This window comes from Streptomyces sp. UNOC14_S4, assembly GCF_020740835.1.
In the GTDB taxonomy this organism is placed as follows: domain Bacteria; phylum Actinomycetota; class Actinomycetes; order Streptomycetales; family Streptomycetaceae; genus Streptomyces.
Genome location: NZ_JAINFC010000134.1, coordinates 1 through 16,375, shown reverse-complemented (window position 1 = coordinate 16,375; position 16,375 = coordinate 1). Strand labels below are relative to the sequence as shown.

At 65.7% G+C, this 16,375-nt stretch carries 14 protein-coding genes and 1 pseudogene; 7 read left to right on the top strand and 8 right to left on the bottom strand.

The annotated features are described in order from the left end of the window. Nucleotides 1-38: 38 nt before the first annotated feature. From K6I34_RS14760 to K6I34_RS14750, 3 genes are all read right to left on the bottom strand, one after another. Nucleotides 39-1,163 carry a polysaccharide pyruvyl transferase family protein gene (locus K6I34_RS14760; protein ID WP_229326145.1) on the bottom strand — a complete coding sequence of 375 codons (1,125 nt, stop codon included), beginning with the start codon at nt 1,161-1,163 and terminating at the stop codon, nt 39-41. Between the two features lie 16 nt (nt 1,164-1,179). After that, entirely contained in the window at nt 1,180-3,372 is a 2,193-nt protein-coding gene (locus K6I34_RS14755) for a glycosyltransferase (RefSeq protein WP_229326143.1), read from the bottom strand. Nucleotides 3,373-3,437: 65 nt separating this feature from the next. Then, nucleotides 3,438-4,106 (bottom strand): sugar transferase, encoded by a 669-nt coding sequence (locus tag K6I34_RS14750; protein ID WP_229326141.1) that lies wholly within the window; start codon nt 4,104-4,106, stop codon nt 3,438-3,440. Between the two features lie 512 nt (nt 4,107-4,618). Between K6I34_RS14750 and K6I34_RS38880 the strand changes: the two genes are divergently transcribed. Beyond that, a complete protein-coding gene (locus K6I34_RS38880) occupies nt 4,619-5,059 on the top strand; it encodes a hypothetical protein (RefSeq protein ID WP_374230922.1) in 441 nt (146 codons plus the stop codon). 1,133 nt (nt 5,060-6,192) lie between these two features. Here K6I34_RS38880 and K6I34_RS14745 read toward each other — a convergent pair. From K6I34_RS14745 to K6I34_RS14735, 3 genes are all read right to left on the bottom strand, one after another. Further along, complete coding sequence (locus tag K6I34_RS14745) at nt 6,193-6,516, bottom strand: hypothetical protein (protein ID WP_229326139.1); 324 nt, start codon at nt 6,514-6,516, stop codon at nt 6,193-6,195. Nucleotides 6,517-7,570: 1,054 nt separating this feature from the next. Beyond that, nucleotides 7,571-8,017, bottom strand: a complete 447-nt coding sequence (locus K6I34_RS14740) for an SSI family serine proteinase inhibitor (protein WP_229326137.1) — start codon at nt 8,015-8,017, stop codon at nt 7,571-7,573. Nucleotides 8,018-9,179: 1,162 nt separating this feature from the next. Then, nucleotides 9,180-9,551, bottom strand: coding sequence for a hypothetical protein (locus tag K6I34_RS14735; RefSeq protein ID WP_229326135.1), 372 nt, complete (start codon nt 9,549-9,551; stop codon nt 9,180-9,182). 413 nt (nt 9,552-9,964) lie between these two features. Here K6I34_RS14735 and K6I34_RS14730 point away from each other — a divergent pair, with 413 nt between their 5' ends. Next, nucleotides 9,965-11,674, top strand: a complete 1,710-nt coding sequence (locus K6I34_RS14730) for a sigma-54-dependent Fis family transcriptional regulator (protein ID WP_229326133.1) — start codon at nt 9,965-9,967, stop codon at nt 11,672-11,674. A 25-nt stretch (nt 11,675-11,699) separates the two neighbouring features. Here K6I34_RS14730 and K6I34_RS14725 read toward each other — a convergent pair whose 3' ends face one another. Next, entirely contained in the window at nt 11,700-12,020 is a 321-nt protein-coding gene (locus K6I34_RS14725) for a helix-turn-helix domain-containing protein (RefSeq protein ID WP_308294010.1), read from the bottom strand. A 563-nt stretch (nt 12,021-12,583) separates the two neighbouring features. Beyond that, nucleotides 12,584-12,955, bottom strand: a complete 372-nt coding sequence (locus K6I34_RS14720) for a hypothetical protein (protein WP_229326131.1) — start codon at nt 12,953-12,955, stop codon at nt 12,584-12,586. Between the two features lie 76 nt (nt 12,956-13,031). Between K6I34_RS14720 and K6I34_RS14715 the strand changes: the two genes are divergently transcribed. From K6I34_RS14715 to K6I34_RS14695, 5 genes and pseudogenes are all read left to right on the top strand, one after another. Further along, complete coding sequence (locus tag K6I34_RS14715) at nt 13,032-13,331, top strand: transposase (protein WP_229326129.1); 300 nt, start codon at nt 13,032-13,034, stop codon at nt 13,329-13,331. Next, nucleotides 13,328-13,882, top strand: coding sequence for an IS3 family transposase (locus K6I34_RS14710; RefSeq protein ID WP_229326127.1), 555 nt, complete (start codon nt 13,328-13,330; stop codon nt 13,880-13,882). Before K6I34_RS14715 ends, K6I34_RS14710 begins: the two co-directional genes overlap by 4 nt. 46 nt (nt 13,883-13,928) lie before the next feature. After that, a protein-coding gene (locus K6I34_RS14705) for an IS3 family transposase (protein WP_229326125.1) occupies nt 13,929-15,091 on the top strand; the annotation gives its coding sequence in 2 pieces (ribosomal slippage) (nt 13,929-14,201 and nt 14,204-15,091; 1,161 coding nt in all). Nucleotides 15,092-15,134: 43 nt separating this feature from the next. Then, on the top strand, nt 15,135-15,488 hold the full coding sequence (locus tag K6I34_RS14700) for an integrase core domain-containing protein (RefSeq protein WP_229326123.1): 354 nt from the start codon (nt 15,135-15,137) through the stop codon (nt 15,486-15,488). Nucleotides 15,489-15,523: 35 nt separating this feature from the next. After that, nucleotides 15,524-16,024 (top strand): annotated as a pseudogene (locus K6I34_RS14695) (transposase); the annotation flags it as partial. Nucleotides 16,025-16,375: the final 351 nt, after the last annotated feature.

Sequence of the window (16,375 nt, the reverse complement as noted above, 5' to 3'; positions counted from 1 at the left end):
CCGCCCCTGTCTCCTGCCCCGGTTCCGTCCCCTCTGTCCTAGACACGCGCACCCCCACGCAAACCCAGGGCACACGCCGCGAATTCGTCCAGCTCCGCCCCCTGACGCAACAACCGCGGCACCGCCGCCGCCACACGCTCCCAGTACGGGCCCGCATCCTCCCGCAGCGCATCGACCTGCGCCTGCACCACATACGGGTTGAACGAACGCGCCGGATGCAGCCACGCCCCCAGCCCCAGGTCCTCGAAGGCAGCCAGGCCCTTGCGCTCGTAGGACAGATGAATCGCCGGAACACCCGCCAACAACGCGGCCAGCGCCCCGTGCAGACGCACCGAGACCACCACCGCAGGCCGCAGCGCGCGCAGCGCCTCCTCCAGCGGCATCAGCTCCTGACCACATCCCGGCAGCCACGCCACGCCGGCCGTGAACCTCCGGTCATCGTTGGAAGTTCCTGCCCGCGACGCGACCGCCGGCACCATGCCGCCGCTCGCGGCCGACGCGCGCAGCAGCCCGCGCAGCCGCTGCATGTACGCACCCGGGCGCGGCAGCGCACGCACCGCCAGCAGCGCAGCACCGGACCCTGGCCGGGACGCCGAGGGAACGCCCCTGCGGGCCAGGCGCAGCAGAGCCATGTCGGGGAAACGCTGGGCATGGGGTATCTGCGCCAGGCTGCGGTCGTCACGGACAGCAAGATGAGGGACACGATGCAGCCACCGTGCCAGCAGCGCGCCGGTGACACCGGTGAGCGGGCCGATGCTGCCCGGCAGATACAGCACTCGCGCACCCCGTCCGGCCGCCGCAGCGGCCGCCCGCAGCTGCCCCCCGTGAGCCAGCAGCGTTTTCGCCGCCGAGTACGGGCTGTCCGTGCGCAGGTAACCGCCGCCCACCCCTACCACGGCGCGTGCCCCGGCGATGGCGGTGCGGACCTGGTGCGGCAGACCCGCCAGCAGCGCACCCGCACCGGCCAGCCGCCGCAGGCCGTCGGCTCGAGGCGGCCCGAGACCCACGGCACGGGGGAGAGGCCCGAACGAGCCAGGCTCGAGAGCAACGACGCGGATGTCCGGCAACGCGACCCCCAAGCGGGCCAGAAGCATCAGACTCTCATCCACCAGCAGCCCGTCACCCGGGTTGCCCCGGCTATAGGCATGAATCACAGTGATCATCCGGATTCCCCCTCGGTCAACATCGGACAGCAGACCGCCTGCGGCCAGGCCACCGGTCAGCCACAGAAGCAAAGAGCTCATGGTGCGCGGCCGCTGACGCCTCCCAGGAAAAGGCCCGCGCACGGGCCATCCCCTCCCGCCGCAACTGCGCGGCCAGCGCGTCATCACCCAGCAGCTCGGCCACAGCCGCCGCCAGTGCCCCGGGTGTCGGGTCAGGCACCGTCAGCGCGGCCTCGCCGGTGACCTCGGGCAGCCCCCCGGCACGGGTCGTGATCACCGGCGTGCCGCAGGCCATCGCCTCGAGCACCGGAAGCCCGAACCCCTCATAGAGCGAAGGGAAAACGAACGCCGTCGCCGCCCGCAGCAACGGCCCGACGGCACTGTCGGGAACAGGCCCCAGATACCGCGTACGAGGCGAGGCGGCGATCGCCGTGAACGTGGCGTTTGCCTCCCAGGCCCGGGCCCCCGCCACGACCAAAGGCATCCCCACGCCCGCCAGATGACGGTCCTCCAACGCCTCCACCAGCGCCCGGAGATTCTTCCGCGGCTCCAGATTCCCCAGATACAGCAGAAACCGGTCAGGAAGCCGATACGGCTCCAGCACCGGAGCGTCCCTGCTGGCATCCGGATGGAAACGGCCGGCATCGACCCCGTGCGGGATCACATGAATACGGTCACCAGGCACCTGGAAAGCCCGCATCAGATCATCAGCGGACGAGCGCGAGACGGTCACCACCGCATCAGCGATCCCGGCGAGCCTCCCGGCACGCGCCTGCCACACACGCGCCGCCACGGGACGCCGCACCGCGTGATGCAACGAAGCCACCCCATGCACCGTGGCCACCACAGGGACAGCACCCGCACGCCACAGCGCCCCGGTGTCCGCAGGGAAATGCACCACGTCCGCATCCCCCGCGGCCCAGCTGGACGAAGCCAAGAACCCATCCGCCACACCGTAGGCAAAGGCCCGCCGCAGACCGCGGGTCCTGCCCAGACCAGGCCACAACGGCCTTACTTCCACACCACGCCGGGCCAGCCGCTCGTACACCGCCACGGCATACGTGCTGTTCCCCCCGCACGCGCGGGTGAGAACCTTCGAACTGACAGCGACACGAAGCCCCCCCACCACACCCACCGACCCCTGAGATGGAGAAGACGGCAGCCCGTATACCCGCTCCAGGCACGCAGCCTGCACCAAGGGCGTATGGCGGCGCAGGGCGTGAGCCAGCCTCACACGGTGCCGCTCCCGCGCAGGCCCCTCAGAAGCCAGAGCCACAGCCGTGGCCGCCAGCTCCTGCGGAGTACCCGACAGATCAGGCAGACACAGAGCAGCCAGAGCAGGAATATCACGCGCCGCCACAGGAAGCCCCGCCGCAGCCGCTTCCAGAAGAGACAACGGAACACCCTCCCAGGCAGCCGTATGCACGTACACATCCGCCGAACGCAAAAGAGAAAGCACCTCAGAACGCGGCAGCCAGCCCGTTACCGTCACTCCCGCGTCCTGCAGCACCCCGCGGGCCGGACCGCCATCCCCTACCCACACCCATGTCAGCGCACCCGGCACACAGGCGGCAGCACGCGCGAAGAACACAGGGTCCTTCTGCCGGCACACCCGACCCACCGCAACAGCCACTGGCCGGCCCCCGGCCGGAGCCCCGGACCAGCCGGCCACAGCCCCCTCTGCCCCGGACACCGCAGACGGCGCCACGTTCGGCACATGAACCACACGCTGCGCACGGTTCAGCCGTGCGGCGAGCTCCGCTTCCCGCGGACCGCAGGCCGCCACCGTCCCGGTCCGCCGGGCGAGCACACCCTCGGCCAGCAGACAGGCCAGACGCACGCAAGGGGATATATCAAGACGCTCAAAGGCGTAACAGTGCGGGGTATAGACAATTGCCCTGGCCGGAATGTTCCACGCAAGCCGGGTGTAGACACCCGCGAGAGACGAATGGGCATGCACCCACTGCGGGCTTAGCCAGTCATAGGCCGCCGCAACAGCACGCACCCGCGCCAGATGACCATCCGGCAGCGTGAACACCTCCGCTGCGCGAGCCTGGACCGGCAAGGCGACAGGGCAGCCGGGACGGGACCGGACCAGAAGCCAGTGCTCGACACCAGGCACGGCCGCCAGATAGCTGCCCATCGCCGCAGCGACCCCGCCACCGTACGATTCCACCACATGCAGCACCCGTTCGCGGCCGTCGGCCACTGGCGAAGGCTTGCCCCCTCCCCGAACAGCGAACCGCATGCTTCCCCCCTTGAAGCCGGCAACAGTTAATAGGCGCCGCGTCCCCGGAGTACGGCGGGCACGGTCCGCAAGAGAATCCACGCATCCATCGAAAGACTCCTGCGCCAGACGTAGTGCAGATCCAGGGCCATCGCGGTCCGCCAGGAAAGCGCAGAACGGCCGCACACCTGCCACAGGCCGGTCATGCCCGGCAGCACCAGCAGCCGCTCGTAGTGCCGTCGCTCCCACAGTGCCGCTTCCTCAAGAAGAGCGGGACGAGGGCCTATCAGAGCCATCTCTCCCCTGATGACGTTGATCAGCTGGGGAAGCTCGTCGACGGAGGAACGGCGCAGCCAGTGTCCGACAACGGTCGTACGCGGGTCGCGGGCGAGCTTGAACAACGGGACAGCACCCCACCCGTGGCGCGCTCGGAGATCCTTCGCAACCGCCTCGGCATCGGGGTACATCGTGCGCAGCTTCCACAGAGTGAAAGGCACACCGCCCAGTCCCAGACGGGTCTGCCGGAAGAAGACAGGGCCACGGGAAGTCACCTTGACGGCAACAGCCGAACAAACCAGCACGGGGAGGAAAAAAAGCAGCAGCACGACGGCGGCCAGGCGCGTGCACCACCGAGGGGCATCAACTCGGGATCTGCCGGTACCTGTAAACAACGCCGGAACAGCGGAAGGCGGGCTGGTGAAAGACAGTTGCGACATGGATACACCGTTTCCGGGACACAGGCAGCGAACCCACGTACCTGGCAGCGCGCAGGCTGCTTGCCGGAGCCGAAAGCATGGCAAATCACCAGGCTCCTCCAGGCAATGCCGCGAATGGCGCGCGCAGTGGGGGCCGCTGTGGCAGCCCCCACTGCGCGTGCCGACAGGGCACCGAAGCCCCTTGACAGAGTCTTCGCAGCAGGCGGCTGTGCCTCTTCAGCCCTGTGCTCCGACCTCCTCCGGGGCAGTGGCGTACTGCCCCGGCCAGCAGAGCGGCATCAACACCAGGCTGCGACGATCGCCGTTGATGCCAGCCGTTCCGTGGCGACAGGGGGAGCAGTGATGATTCGATTAACGTGGGTTTGCTGAGGGGACATTTGATGGCAGGGAAGTCCCGGCAATCTCCGCCGCCGTTCCGTACATGTTATGACGACGGTCGGACGGAAACTCACGCAACTTCCTTCAAGAGTTTAAATACTCCGTTAGAGTGGCGAGACGAACCATAGTTCCAGATTGAAACGCGTTCATTTCGGCAGGGCTGCGGGTATGCCCTGCACGTCTCCGCAGGATCACCAGAAACGGGAGGAGAGATCGCCAAGTCATCTCATTTTGTTCTGGCCTTGAAGCAGGCAAGACGTTCTCGGTGCCGATTCAGAGTCGGTGCCGTCCTTGTGCAAGGCGGGCGCACGCTTGTCCTGGCGTCAAACGTCCCCCGCAACAGTCCGAGCATTGACTACAGACACGCCAGCTTTCACGCCGAGGAAGTGATAGTACGCCGGGTCAGGAAAGCGCCGCGAGCTGTTCTCTACGTAGCCCGAGTGGATCGCGCAGGCAGCCCGATGCTCGCCCGCCCCTGCCGACGCTGCCAGTTCGCACTCTACGCCGCAGGCATCACCCGGGCCCACTACACCACACCACAGGGATACGATCTCATCCGCATACAGCCACAATGACCCCAGCGCCTATTCTTCTTTTCCCTGCCCCTTAGTCGCGAGACGGACTGATGAGGTGATCGACTGAACCGATGTCTTATATGCCAGGAAGAATCAGACGCATCACCATGCTCAAGATGCCTGCACCGCTTGCGCCATACGTTGTCACATTTCCCCGAGTCCTACGCCCATCTTCACGCCGAGATGCGGCGCAAGTTCCCCGGAAGAAACCTGCAGACATTGCCCCGCATAGCGTCCTATTTCCCTGGAGCCGCTCCACCTATCGACCTTGTGATAGTCGACCACGTCCGCCTGTGCGTAAAAACCGTCTACGACTGGGGGCTGCACTCGGTGGCAAAATCGGTACCATCCCCGCCCGTGAGACCAGGAACGCTCGTACAGAAGATTTGTGACTCCCTGGACAGGAGTCTTCCCGGCCCGGCGGCCACGGAGCCAGGTGCACGCTATGCCCGTCGACTGCTGCTCTTGCATGAATTCTCCCGCCGACTGCTGGGCTGGTCGGATACGGCATCCCGACTCGGTGAACCGTGCCCCAAGTGCAATCTCAGATCCCTGTGCGTCTCGATTGACCGGACTGTCACCTGCAACTACTGCCACAATTCCTGGACGAGTGATGAATGGAGGGCTGTGAACGGACAACCTGACTGATGACAGGAGGGCGGGGGAGCAGCGGGTGCCACGGGTGCCAGAAGATGGGAGGGTACTCGCCGTACGGCGCAAGGCGGTGATCTCCGTCGGCGTTGAGGTCCTGCACTGTGGAGTTGTGACAGTTCCGAAACCCCAGCCTGCCAATCGGCCCGGCTGACTCCAGCGGGCTGGCCGTACCGGACAAGTGTGGTGGCTGGCATTACGCCAGCCACCACACATGAGCTCCGGGGCGTGAGGCAAGTCCTTCCGGCCTGGCTGGCATGCCCCTGCTTCTTACTGCCAGACGCAGGCTTTTGATGGGCGCGGGGGCGCAGACGACTGCCTGTCCTGCGAATCTCCACAAGCGCCTTCTGCTTGCTGCTGATTCCGGGAATGGGCAGCCATCGTCCTGCTTCTATGCTATTGCCATGGACGGCTTGTGGTGAGGTCCACTGGTTCGGGTGGCCTCGGTGCTGCCGAGGCCACCCGAACGAAGTCGCCCAGGTTTAGCCTGCGTTCAGGAGATCGGCGTCGATCATGATGTCTCCGGTCACCAGACCTGTCATGTTGCTGCACATGGTCGTGTTCTGATTCATGCGCGGGGAAGACCCTGCGTTCAGGGCGCGAAGGCGAACATTCGCCTTCAGCGTAATCGCTCCGGCCATATTGTTGCTGCAGGAAAGACTGGGAGCGTTGGGCAGCTCCTTTGCGATTTCCGCTTCAATCTTCTGCCGGGGGACATCCGATGCTGAGGCCATTGGGGCAGCGGTTAGGCCGATCGCTCCGGCGATGAGAACAGCTGCGGCGAGCGCGGGGAGGCGAATTGCCATGACGTTAAACTCTTTCTGCGTGAAATGATGGGGCTGGGTTCATGTTTGTCGTAGCTGATTGCAGGTCTTGCTTCATGTGGTATGGCGTCCGGTGCTCAGTACGCGCAGGGTGCTGAGCACCGGCGAACGGCAGGGTTTCGCGGCTACGGCTTCAGACGGCGGCGCAGGACTGGGCACCCGGACAAGGGGAATCGCGAAGAGCTGAGCTCTTTGAGAGTGGTTGCTGATCGAGCGATGGCGGTGATGCGCGCACCGCACAAGGGTCCATGCGTTGGAGGAGAAGCTCGAAGACTCAACTCGCTGGCACAGGAGGCTCCCCATACCGGACCGGCAGATCTCCTGAACGGAACTTCATCGGGTGTCCCGCCTCGTTGCGGGGCAGACCAAGGTCGGAACCACTCCCGCCAGCCCTCTGCCTCGTTGACAGCTTGTCCCGCCTTGTGGACATGTGGCAGTGGTCGTCAGCACGTTCTGTCCGGGCCTGAGCGGTGAGCGTTGTTTCCGATAAGTGGTGCTGGTTGCGAGGAGTTACTCGGTCGGGCCGAGGTGAAACATACGGTGCTGGCTCCTCAATGCCGGGCTGGTTATGGCCCTGCGGGCCCGTCGGCGCTGAGGTCAGCCGGCCGAATCGGGCGGGGGAGGGCGCCGAGGCACGGGCGACGTGGTCGATGCCGGGGCAGTGTCCTGGGCGGCGCTCGGCGGCGTGGGCCATGGTGCCCGAGACGGCGACGGATCCGTCGGGGCGGTCTGGGCCTGAGGACCGCCAGGCGCTCTGCGGGCAAAGCTGGCGGCCAGGTCGTGAACGGGCTCAGGCCAGTACCGGTCGACGCCAGTGTTATGAGTGAGGGAACCGCTGGAACCCCGGTCAGCCAGGGCTGGACCGCTTTGTCATCCGCGGGTCCGAGCGAGGCGGCGGCAATAGAGTGGTGCCGGACGAGGATCACAGCACCTTGTCGGGTCGGGCTGGTGACAGGTTTACGCGTTCACTCCGTGGCGACGATGAGGTGCGCATTTGCAGTAGCCGATCTCGCCCTGTCTTTCTGGTTGAGCAGGGTCACCTCGATGGCAGCGTGAACAGATCGTCTGCTGCTTGATGCATCAGACATGGATTGCCGTATATGTACGTCCAGTGGACTTTTTTCCCTTTCAGCTCTCCATCGATCTGGACCGTCACCGGCTCGTACTGCAAGGTGCACACGCCGCCCATGCCGTCTGCTGCCTGCTTGAGGCGGTCTAGATTTCCACCGACTTCGCGCAGCTTATCGCATGCCGCAACAGGGTTCTCGTGTGTTCCGCCAGGAGGAATGCACTGGAGTGTGTCTGTTCTCTCCCACGACGGTTTGGGGTTGATTCCCGCGTGGGAGACGGAGATCCTGAGGTCAATGACAGGACAGTTTCCGGCGGCCGCAGGGGTGGCTGTCAGAATGGCAACTGTCAAGGCTGAGAAAACAGGGGCAACGGCAGAACGAAAACGCATGACAGAACCTCCGGCGATGGACACGCGGGATCTTTCGCTAAATTTCCTGACGCATCTGAATGGACAATCGCCTCCTTCCTGGGATTTTCGGTTCTTTTTATTTTCTGGCGCATTCGCGCCGGGTGGTATTTTTATGCCAGGATGGGGTGTGTTTTTCTATCCTATTTCGGGTGCTTTCCGCTGGAGCCGTGGGCGGGAGGTGCCCGGAAAGGCGTGGCTGAGCGGACAGTGCACTTCCGGGTCGATGTGCTGATGCCGGTTTTCCGGCCCGCGGGTCTGTGCTGCGTGGCTGCTGGCTTCAGAGGTGGCGCGCAGCGGGTACTGGAGGGCGGCCTGAGTGCAGTGGCCGGCCCTGCCGACTGCCAGGCTCTCAGCTGGCGAGGGTGGGTGAGTGCGCGGTGGCCAGCGCTGGCCCTCCGGCGCTGCCGAGGTTGCGGTGCGGCGGGGGCGGGCCGTCTGCGGGCACCCGGGCGACTTGTCGGTCAGCCGGTTTTGTTGCCGCGTCCGGAGTATGGCAATTCCTGCATGTTCAATCGAAAACCTGGTCCCCGGTCGCCGCGTGCTGGGCGATTAAAAATTAATATCCCTTTACTCGATGTGAGTAACCGGAAGAGGTGGGGTTCGTTTGTAGGCGTGTCGGATTACCTTCTTGTTCGAGAGGGAGAAAATGGATTCATTTGTTCGAATCGCCCGTTCGGTAGGAGTCTGTGCGGCCCTGGCGGGGGCCGGGCTTGCTGCGGCGGTTCCGGCCCATGCCGCTGACCCTTCGCCGGGTATGCCAGCCGGCGGACTGGTCTCCAGTGACCAGAGCGGGCTGAGTCTCGGCGTGATCGGGGACGAGAGTAAGGAGATCCACGCGATGAGGCCGGTGGGGGGAGGGGGCGGCTGTAACACGGAGATGCGGAGTCACGTGACCAAGGCCGCGGTGCTGGGGCCGCTCGTGTGGAACGACTCCTCCAGCAAGCAGTGCTCATGACCCCTGCCATCCCGCATGGGGTACGTGCAAAGCCCGGGCCGGTGTCGTTAGCGGGTCGCGCTGGGCCGTGATGCCGGAGCGCCTGTGGCATCCGGTGGTCTTGTCGGGGTGGTGCCGGGCTTGGTGCAGCCGTAGCTGAGAACGGCGGCTGCACCATGGCGGCGGTCCGTTGCACGCCCGCATCCCGGCCGAGCCGGTATGTACCTGTCGTTACCCGTAGATGACGGTGCTGCTTACGGACTCCCCGGCGCTTCCTGCCCGAGGGGTCTGCCCGGGTGACGCACATGGGGTGTCCGGGGAGAGCCTGGTGAGGGTTCCTCCGAGTCTCTCGAGGATCTCCCTCCTGGCCAGGGCGAGCTGGACGTCGCTGAACGCCTGGGAGAAGCACGCCTGGATTCCCGACGGGGGTTCATGTACATCCTTGACCTGGATGATGAGGTATTCGAGGGCGTTGAGAGCCGCATTGAGATCTGCGGTGGCCCTCCGGGTTCCTTCGGCGACGAATGCGGTGGGGTGGCTGTGCGCCTGGTCGGCCGGCCAGCTTTCCGAAGGGATTCTCGATTCATCCATGAACAGCGGCATGAAAAGCTCCTTTTCGGGTGCTTGATCCAAGCTGCATCCAAGGGAAGGTGCACTGTCGGTATGCCCCTGGCAGCTTGAGGAATGCGCCGAGTCTCATCCCTGGACATGCGACATTCATACAATATGGCATGTATTCCTTAATGGTGTTCATTTTCGTAGGGCGGCTGTGTCGCGTCTGCGTGTGTCCGCGGGGGCCAGGGGCCAGTCATGGCGTACTGATTCACCGGAGCGCACGGGATGGCCAGAAGTTGCATCTATTCCGCAAGCGACGATGGAAGTCATGTGGTGTAGCAGTGTCTGAACCTCCCGAACACATCCGCGCCTCGTGGCGCCGCTGCCGCCTGTGGGGCGTGAACCCCGGTGCATCGCCGGGCCTTCCGGAACCCCGCCGGGTTCGTCAGGACAGCCGCCTCATGGAAGCCGCGCGCCCCTCGTTCGATACCCTGTGCCGCTTCCTCGGCGAAGCAGACATCTCGGTCGTCATGGCCGACGCCTGCGCACGCATCCAAGGCCGTCGTGATCTCTCGTCCTCCGCCGGAAATCTCCTGGACGAGATCTCCCTGGTCCCCGGCTGCAGTTGCGCGGAAAAGACAGTCGGCACCAACGCGGTCGGCACGGTCCTGGAGACCGGCCACGCCTGCTGCGTGTCCGGGGCCGAGCACGTCGCAGAGCTGTTCCACCCGCTGGCATGCGCCGGGGCGCCCATCCACGACCAGGTGACGGGTGCCCTGGAAGGCGTGCTCGCACTGGCCTGCCGGACAGAGGACTTCCACCCTCTGATGCTGGCGCTGGCCCGGCAGACCGCCGACGGAATCTCCCACCGCCTGCAGGAACTCGCCCACCGCGTTGAGAGCGAAGCCTTCCAGGAGTTCCTGGGCATGCCGTCCAGGAAGCGGCAGCCCCTCGTCCTGCTCACCGACGACCTGGTGGTCGCCAACAAAGCAGCCGTACGCCTCTTCGGCGACCAGCGCTACTGGCAGCTGAGACAACTGACTGTCCACCCCTGCACATCCGCAGGGAGCCCGGGCGGACAGGTCAGGGAAATCGAACTCCCCTCCCACCGCCTGGTGCAGGCCCGCTCGAGCCTGCTCCAGAAACACGGGGAAATCCAGGGATACCTCATCGAATTCCTCAGCCAGCAGCACAGCAGCAGAAAACAGCCCCGCACGGAACCCTTCGCCCCTCTGCCAGGACTGGCCGGAGAATCAGAACACTGGCTCGAGACAGGCGCCCGGCTTGTCGCCGCCCGGCGCAGCGCCACGTGGACCCTCGTGATGGGCGAGCCCGGCGTAGGCAAACGAACCCTGATCCGCGCGGCCCACAGATACGCCGCGGGACAGTCCCGGTTCTGCGTCGCGGACGCCAGGGAGGCCTCCCGCAGCCCCAGGACATGGCTCGCGGCAGTGGCCAAGGAGATCAGGGGTGGGACAGCAACGATGGTCCTGTCCCACCTGCAGGTCGCCGATCCCCCCCTCGCCGCGGACATCAGCGACCTTCTCACTTCACTGCGGGCGAACGGACAGGCCGGGAACATCTGGGTGGTGGGCCTGATCACGCTCCCCGTCCTGTCCGAGTGGCGCAACGCGATGGCAGCGCTGCCACCGGCAGGCGGGGAACGCAAGACTGTGGAGCACTTCACCCTGTCCTTTCACCAGACCCTGGAAGTCCTTCCGCTGCGCTACCGTCGGCAGGACGTACGTGCCCTGGTCCCCGCCCTGCTGACCCACCGCACGGGGCACCCCGCCCTGACCTGCCGGCCCGACACCATGAAGGCCTTGGTGAATGCCTCCTGGCCCGGCAACGTGGTGCAGCTCGAACGCTGCCTGCGGGCGGCAGCAGACCATTGCCACGGAAACCTCCTGCTGCCGCATCACCTGCCCGAAGACTTGGGCAACGACCGCGGCCGGGTGCTCTCCCCGTGGGAGACCGCCGAGCACGACGCCATCGTGCGGGCCCTGAAGACGTCACACGGAGACCGGGCCGCGGCAGCACGCTTCCTCGGCATCTCACGGGCCACGATCTACCGCAAGATTCGCGGCTACGGCATCGACGCACCGCTGCCCACTCAGCTGGAGAAAAGCACAGATGGCACCCTCGACCGTCCGGCTGAGCGAACACCCTGAAGATAAACCGAGGCCCGGGCCGCACTCACAGCCCATACCGGTTCCGTGAACACTCCGCCGACGGAACAGACACATGCTGCGCACCAGACGGCCCCGGCGCCTGTTTCACCCGACGCGCCCGCTCGGCCACTAGGACGTGGTCCTCCCGGTAGAGCCACGCCCTGCTCTTGAAGTTCCGGGCAGTCGGCCGCAGGTGTCCCCGCTTCACCCACTGCCGGATGCAACTCGGCGTCACACCGGCAAGTTCTGCGGCTTCCGCGCTCGTCAGAAGGCGGAACTGGCGCACCTCCTCGGAATCCACTGCAACGGACAAGGCATCCAAAAGCTGCTGCTCAAGAACATCCATGGCATCCTCACACGGTCATAACCCTGAAAATGCAGTACAGATGGGATGGCTCTCTTCGCTGACATACTCGTGGACCCGCAACCCGGCACCAGGCTTTCGGACCGGCAAGCAAAAGGAGACGCAGCAGTACCCGGCGCCCGCGACCAGATCAGACTGTCGCAGCGGAGCCCGCTGAATACCCGGCGGCATCCTCGTCGGAAGGCGGTTTCGCGGGCAGTAAGACTGCGTATACCGTCGCTCACGCTGCGGGCTGCTTGCTATACCCGCCCTTGTAGCTCCACACGGGCTTGAACCCGGGGGCAGGGTGGGTGCACGGCCAAAATTGCGACGCAAACACAAAGGAATCTACAGGAAGTCGGAGACTGTGCTCAGCGGCACACGAATCGACCCTCATGAGAGATTGTGACAGTAACTTGCGGCGGGGTCAATGGCCAAAAAACTGGAGAAAGCAGTCTATCTATGGTGCTCATGGGGGAGGCCGGTGAGCGGCCCAAAGCTGTCGGAAGCGTCGGCATTGTGATGACAGAGGCCAGGTAAGGTCGCCAGTGGTGGCCGTTGTGGAGTTATGGGGACGACACGGCGGCCACCAGGACGACGCTCTCCCCGGCGTCCGGGGTAGCACTGCGCCCGCTGGCGGGTTTCTGGCGGCGGGTGTAGCGGGGCAGGACCGTGAAGTGCACCTCCTCGGCCGCGTTGTTGAGCGCTTCGACGGTGCCTTTCAGGTGCGGGGTGTAAGCAGGCAGGTCCACCATGGCCACGGCGAGGGCATCCATCGCGCTCGTGACCGCCTGGCACCAGAACTCCTTACCCCGGCCGATGCGGATCGCGGCGGGGACGATCCCGTCCGCAGGCCCGTACGGCTCGCGCCGGTCGATGACGCACTGCAGTGCTGCGAGAACAGCGTCCCAGCTGGGCTCGTCGGGGGCGACGGTCACCCCGACGATTGAAGTTCCCCCGCAGCTCCGGACACCTGGACACTGGGACGTGTGAGCCCAGGGAAAGCAGTGCCAGGTGGGAAGTAAGTACACGAAGCGTTACTCAGCGGAGTTCAAGCGGGACGCGGTCGCGCTGGTCGATTCCTCCGGGAAGACGGTGACCGAGGTCGCCCGGGAGCTCGGGGTGAGCTCGGAGTCCCTGCGCGGCTGGTACCGGCAGGCCAGGGCCGACCGCGGCCAGGGGCAGCCCGGCGAGCTGACGAGTGAGGAGCGCGAGGAACTCAGGCGGCTGCGGAAACTGGCCGCCGAGCAGGCCCGGACGATCGAGGTCCTGCGAAAAGCGACGGTCTTCTTCGCGAAGGAGAGCGATCGATGAGCGAGGTGTACGCGTTCATCGAGGCGGAGAAGACCACCCACCCCGTTGCTTTCCTGTGCCGGCTGCTGAACGTGGCCCGTTCCTCTTTCTACGCCTGGCAGGCAGCGGCGAAGTCCCGCGCCGCCCGGCTGGCCGACGACGACGCCCTGGCGCACGAGATCACCGTGCTCCATGCCGCTTCCCGGCACACGTACGGTTCCCCGCGTATCCATGCCGAACTCCGGCGCCTTGGGCGCACGGTGAACCGCAAGCGGGTCGAGCGGATCATGCGTGAGCGTGGCATCAACGGCGTTACCCGTCGCAAGCGCCGTGGCCTGACCCGGCAGGAGAAGAAGGCCGTGCCCGCCCCGGATCTCATCGGCCGGGACTTCACCGCGCACACGCCAGGAACCAAGCTTGTCGGCGATATCACCTATATCGCGACCGCGGAGGGCTGGCTGTATCTGGCGACCTGGCTGGACCTGGCCACCCGCGAGGTGACCGGCTACTCGATGGCCGATCATCACCGCGCCACTCTCGTGGCCGACGGGGTCTGGTGCACGATCGGGTGACATCTGAACTGGCTTGCCCTGTGGGGCGGGTGGGAAGGATGTCGCTGTGCCCAAGCCATACCCGGAAGAGTTCCGCCAGGACGTCGTGAGGGTCGCGAGGAACCGTGGCCCGGGCGTGACGGTCGAGCAGGTGGCCGCCGACTTTGGAGTGCACGCGATGACGCTGTGGAAGTGGATGCGTCGCGCGGACATCGACAACGGAGTGAGGCCCGGCACGACCACGCAGGAGAACGCGGAACTGCGGGCCGCGCGTCAGCGGATCAGGCTGCTGGAACAGGAGAACGAGGTCCTGCGCCGGGCCGCGGCCTACCTGTCACAGGCGAATCTTCCGGGAAAAGGATCTACCCGCTCGTGAAGAGGCTGGCCGCGGACGGGGTTCCCGTCACGGTCACGTGCCGGGTCCTGAAGCTCGCCAGACAGCCCTACTACCGGTGGCTCGACCAGCCGGTGACCGATGCCGTGCTGCATGAGGCTCATCGCGCGAACGCACTGTTCGACGCCCACCGTGAGGACCCGGAATTCGGCTACCGCTTCCTGGCCGACGAGGCCCGCGGCTCGGGAGCCGCGATGGCCGACCGGACCGCGTGGCGGATCTGCCGGGACAACCGCTGGTGGAGCGTGTTCGGGAAGAAACGCGGCAGGACCAGGAAGGCCGGCTCGCCGGTGCACGACGACCTGGTCCGCCGTGACTTCACCGCCGACGGCCCGAACCGTCTTTGGCTCACCGACATCACCGAACACGTCACAGGGGAAGGGAAGTTGTATCTCTGTGCGATCAAGGACGTCTTCAGCAAGAGGATCGTCGGCTACTCCATCGACACGCGGATGAAGTCCCGCCTGGCCGTCACGGCCCTCGACAACGCGGTGGCCCGGCGTGGACACGTCGACGGGTGCATTCTGCACAGCGATCGCGGATCGCAGTTCCGGTCGCGGAAGTTCGTCCGGGCGCTCGACCGGCACCGGATCGTCGGATCGATAGGGAGGGTCGGGGCGGCAGGCGACAACGCTGCCATGGAATCCTTCTTCAGCCTGCTGCAGAAGAACGTCCTCGACCGCCGATCGTGGGCCACCCGCGAGGAACTGCGGATCGCGATCGTGACCTGGATCGAGAGGACCTACCACCGCCGCCGCAGACAAGCCTCGCTCGGCCGGCTGACCCCCATCGAATTCGAGATCGTCATGACCGCACCGGCCCTCCAGGCCGCGTGACTGAACCTGTCACCCAAACCTGCACCAGACCCACGCGCTGAAGATGGCCGCCGGCCGCGGTCGGCTCAAGCCCGGGTGCATCGCGCATTCGGACCGCGGCAGCGAATACACCTCCAGCGAACTCCGCCGCGAAATACGCGAGTTGCAGCTGAGGCAGAGTATGGGAAGAACTGGTTCCTGTTACGATAATGCCGCGGCAGAGAGTTTCTTCGCCGTGCTGAAAGAAGAGATCGGCACCCGCTTCTGGCCCGACCGGGCCGCCGCGAGGGCCGAGATTTTCACTTTCATCGAGACCTTCTACAACCGTCGGCGCCTGCGCAAGCACCCGAAGTGGGGCTATGTCACCCCGCTCGAAGCACGGCAGCGGCACGAACAAGGTCACGCCCTCGCAGCGTAAACATCGAGTGTCCGAAACCGCGGGGGAACTTCAGTGAGGTCTTCCCCGAAACCCGGCACCAGCGATGCTGGGTGCACAAGACCGCCAACGTCCTGGACAGCCTGCCCAAGTCGGCCCAGCCGGCCGCGAAGAAGGCCCTGCAGGACATCTACAACGCCGAGGACCGCGAGCATGCGGCCGAAGCCGTCGCCATGTTCGCCCGACAGTACGGCGCGAAGTTCCCCAAGGCCGTCAGGAAAGTCACCGACGACGAGGCCGAGCTGCTGGCCTTCTACGACTTCCCCGCCGAGCACTGGATCCACCTGCGGACCACGAACCCGATCGAGTCGACCTTCGCGACCGTCCGCCTGCGGACGAAGGTCACCAAGGGCGCCGGATCCCGCGGGGCCGCCCTGGCCATGGTGTTCAAGCTCGTCGAATCCGCACAGACCCGCTGGCGAGCCGTGAACGCACCCCACCTCGTCGCCCTCGTCCGCGCCGGAGCCCGCTTCGAACGCGGCCACCTCGTCGAACGCCCCGAGCCCGTCGCGGCATGAACAACCCACCGATCCACAGGATTTGACAATTACTCAGACACGGGAGGCCCATACCCTCTCGCCCGCAGAGGAGAGGCATGCGTCGGCGTGAATCGGCAGATACTAAAGACTTCGGAAAACCCTAAACTGCTGCATCAGCCTCTTATACGCAGCCAGCCCTAGGAGTTCGCGGAGCGAACTCCGTTCGCGAGAGACCGCGGAGCGGGCTCTCGCAAGCTCGGATCGCGAAGCGAACCGAGCTTCGGCCGCGGAGCGGCCGTCCTGCGTCACGGAGTGACGCAGGGTCAGTGATGCGGAGCATCACGAGTGTTCCGCCGCGTAGCGGCGGCGCGTTGTCTTCGCGGAGCGAAG

Bases quoted from the DNA above. Each gene is read 5' to 3' on its own strand.
- K6I34_RS14760 (WP_229326145.1), bottom strand. From the start codon at position 1,163: ATGATCACTGTGATTCATGCCTATAGCCGGGGCAACCCGGGTGACGGG.
- K6I34_RS14750 (WP_229326141.1), bottom strand. From the start codon at position 4,106: ATGTCGCAACTGTCTTTCACCAGCCCGCCTTCCGCTGTTCCGGCGTTG.
- K6I34_RS14745 (WP_229326139.1), bottom strand. From the start codon at position 6,516: ATGGCAATTCGCCTCCCCGCGCTCGCCGCAGCTGTTCTCATCGCCGGA.
- K6I34_RS14735 (WP_229326135.1), bottom strand. From the start codon at position 9,551: ATGCCGCTGTTCATGGATGAATCGAGAATCCCTTCGGAAAGCTGGCCG.
- K6I34_RS14730 (WP_229326133.1), top strand. From the start codon at position 9,965: ATGGAAGCCGCGCGCCCCTCGTTCGATACCCTGTGCCGCTTCCTCGGC.
- K6I34_RS14725 (WP_308294010.1), bottom strand. From the start codon at position 12,020: ATGGATGTTCTTGAGCAGCAGCTTTTGGATGCCTTGTCCGTTGCAGTG.
- K6I34_RS14710 (WP_229326127.1), top strand. From the start codon at position 13,328: ATGAGCGAGGTGTACGCGTTCATCGAGGCGGAGAAGACCACCCACCCC.
- K6I34_RS14700 (WP_229326123.1), top strand. From the start codon at position 15,135: ATGGCCGCCGGCCGCGGTCGGCTCAAGCCCGGGTGCATCGCGCATTCG.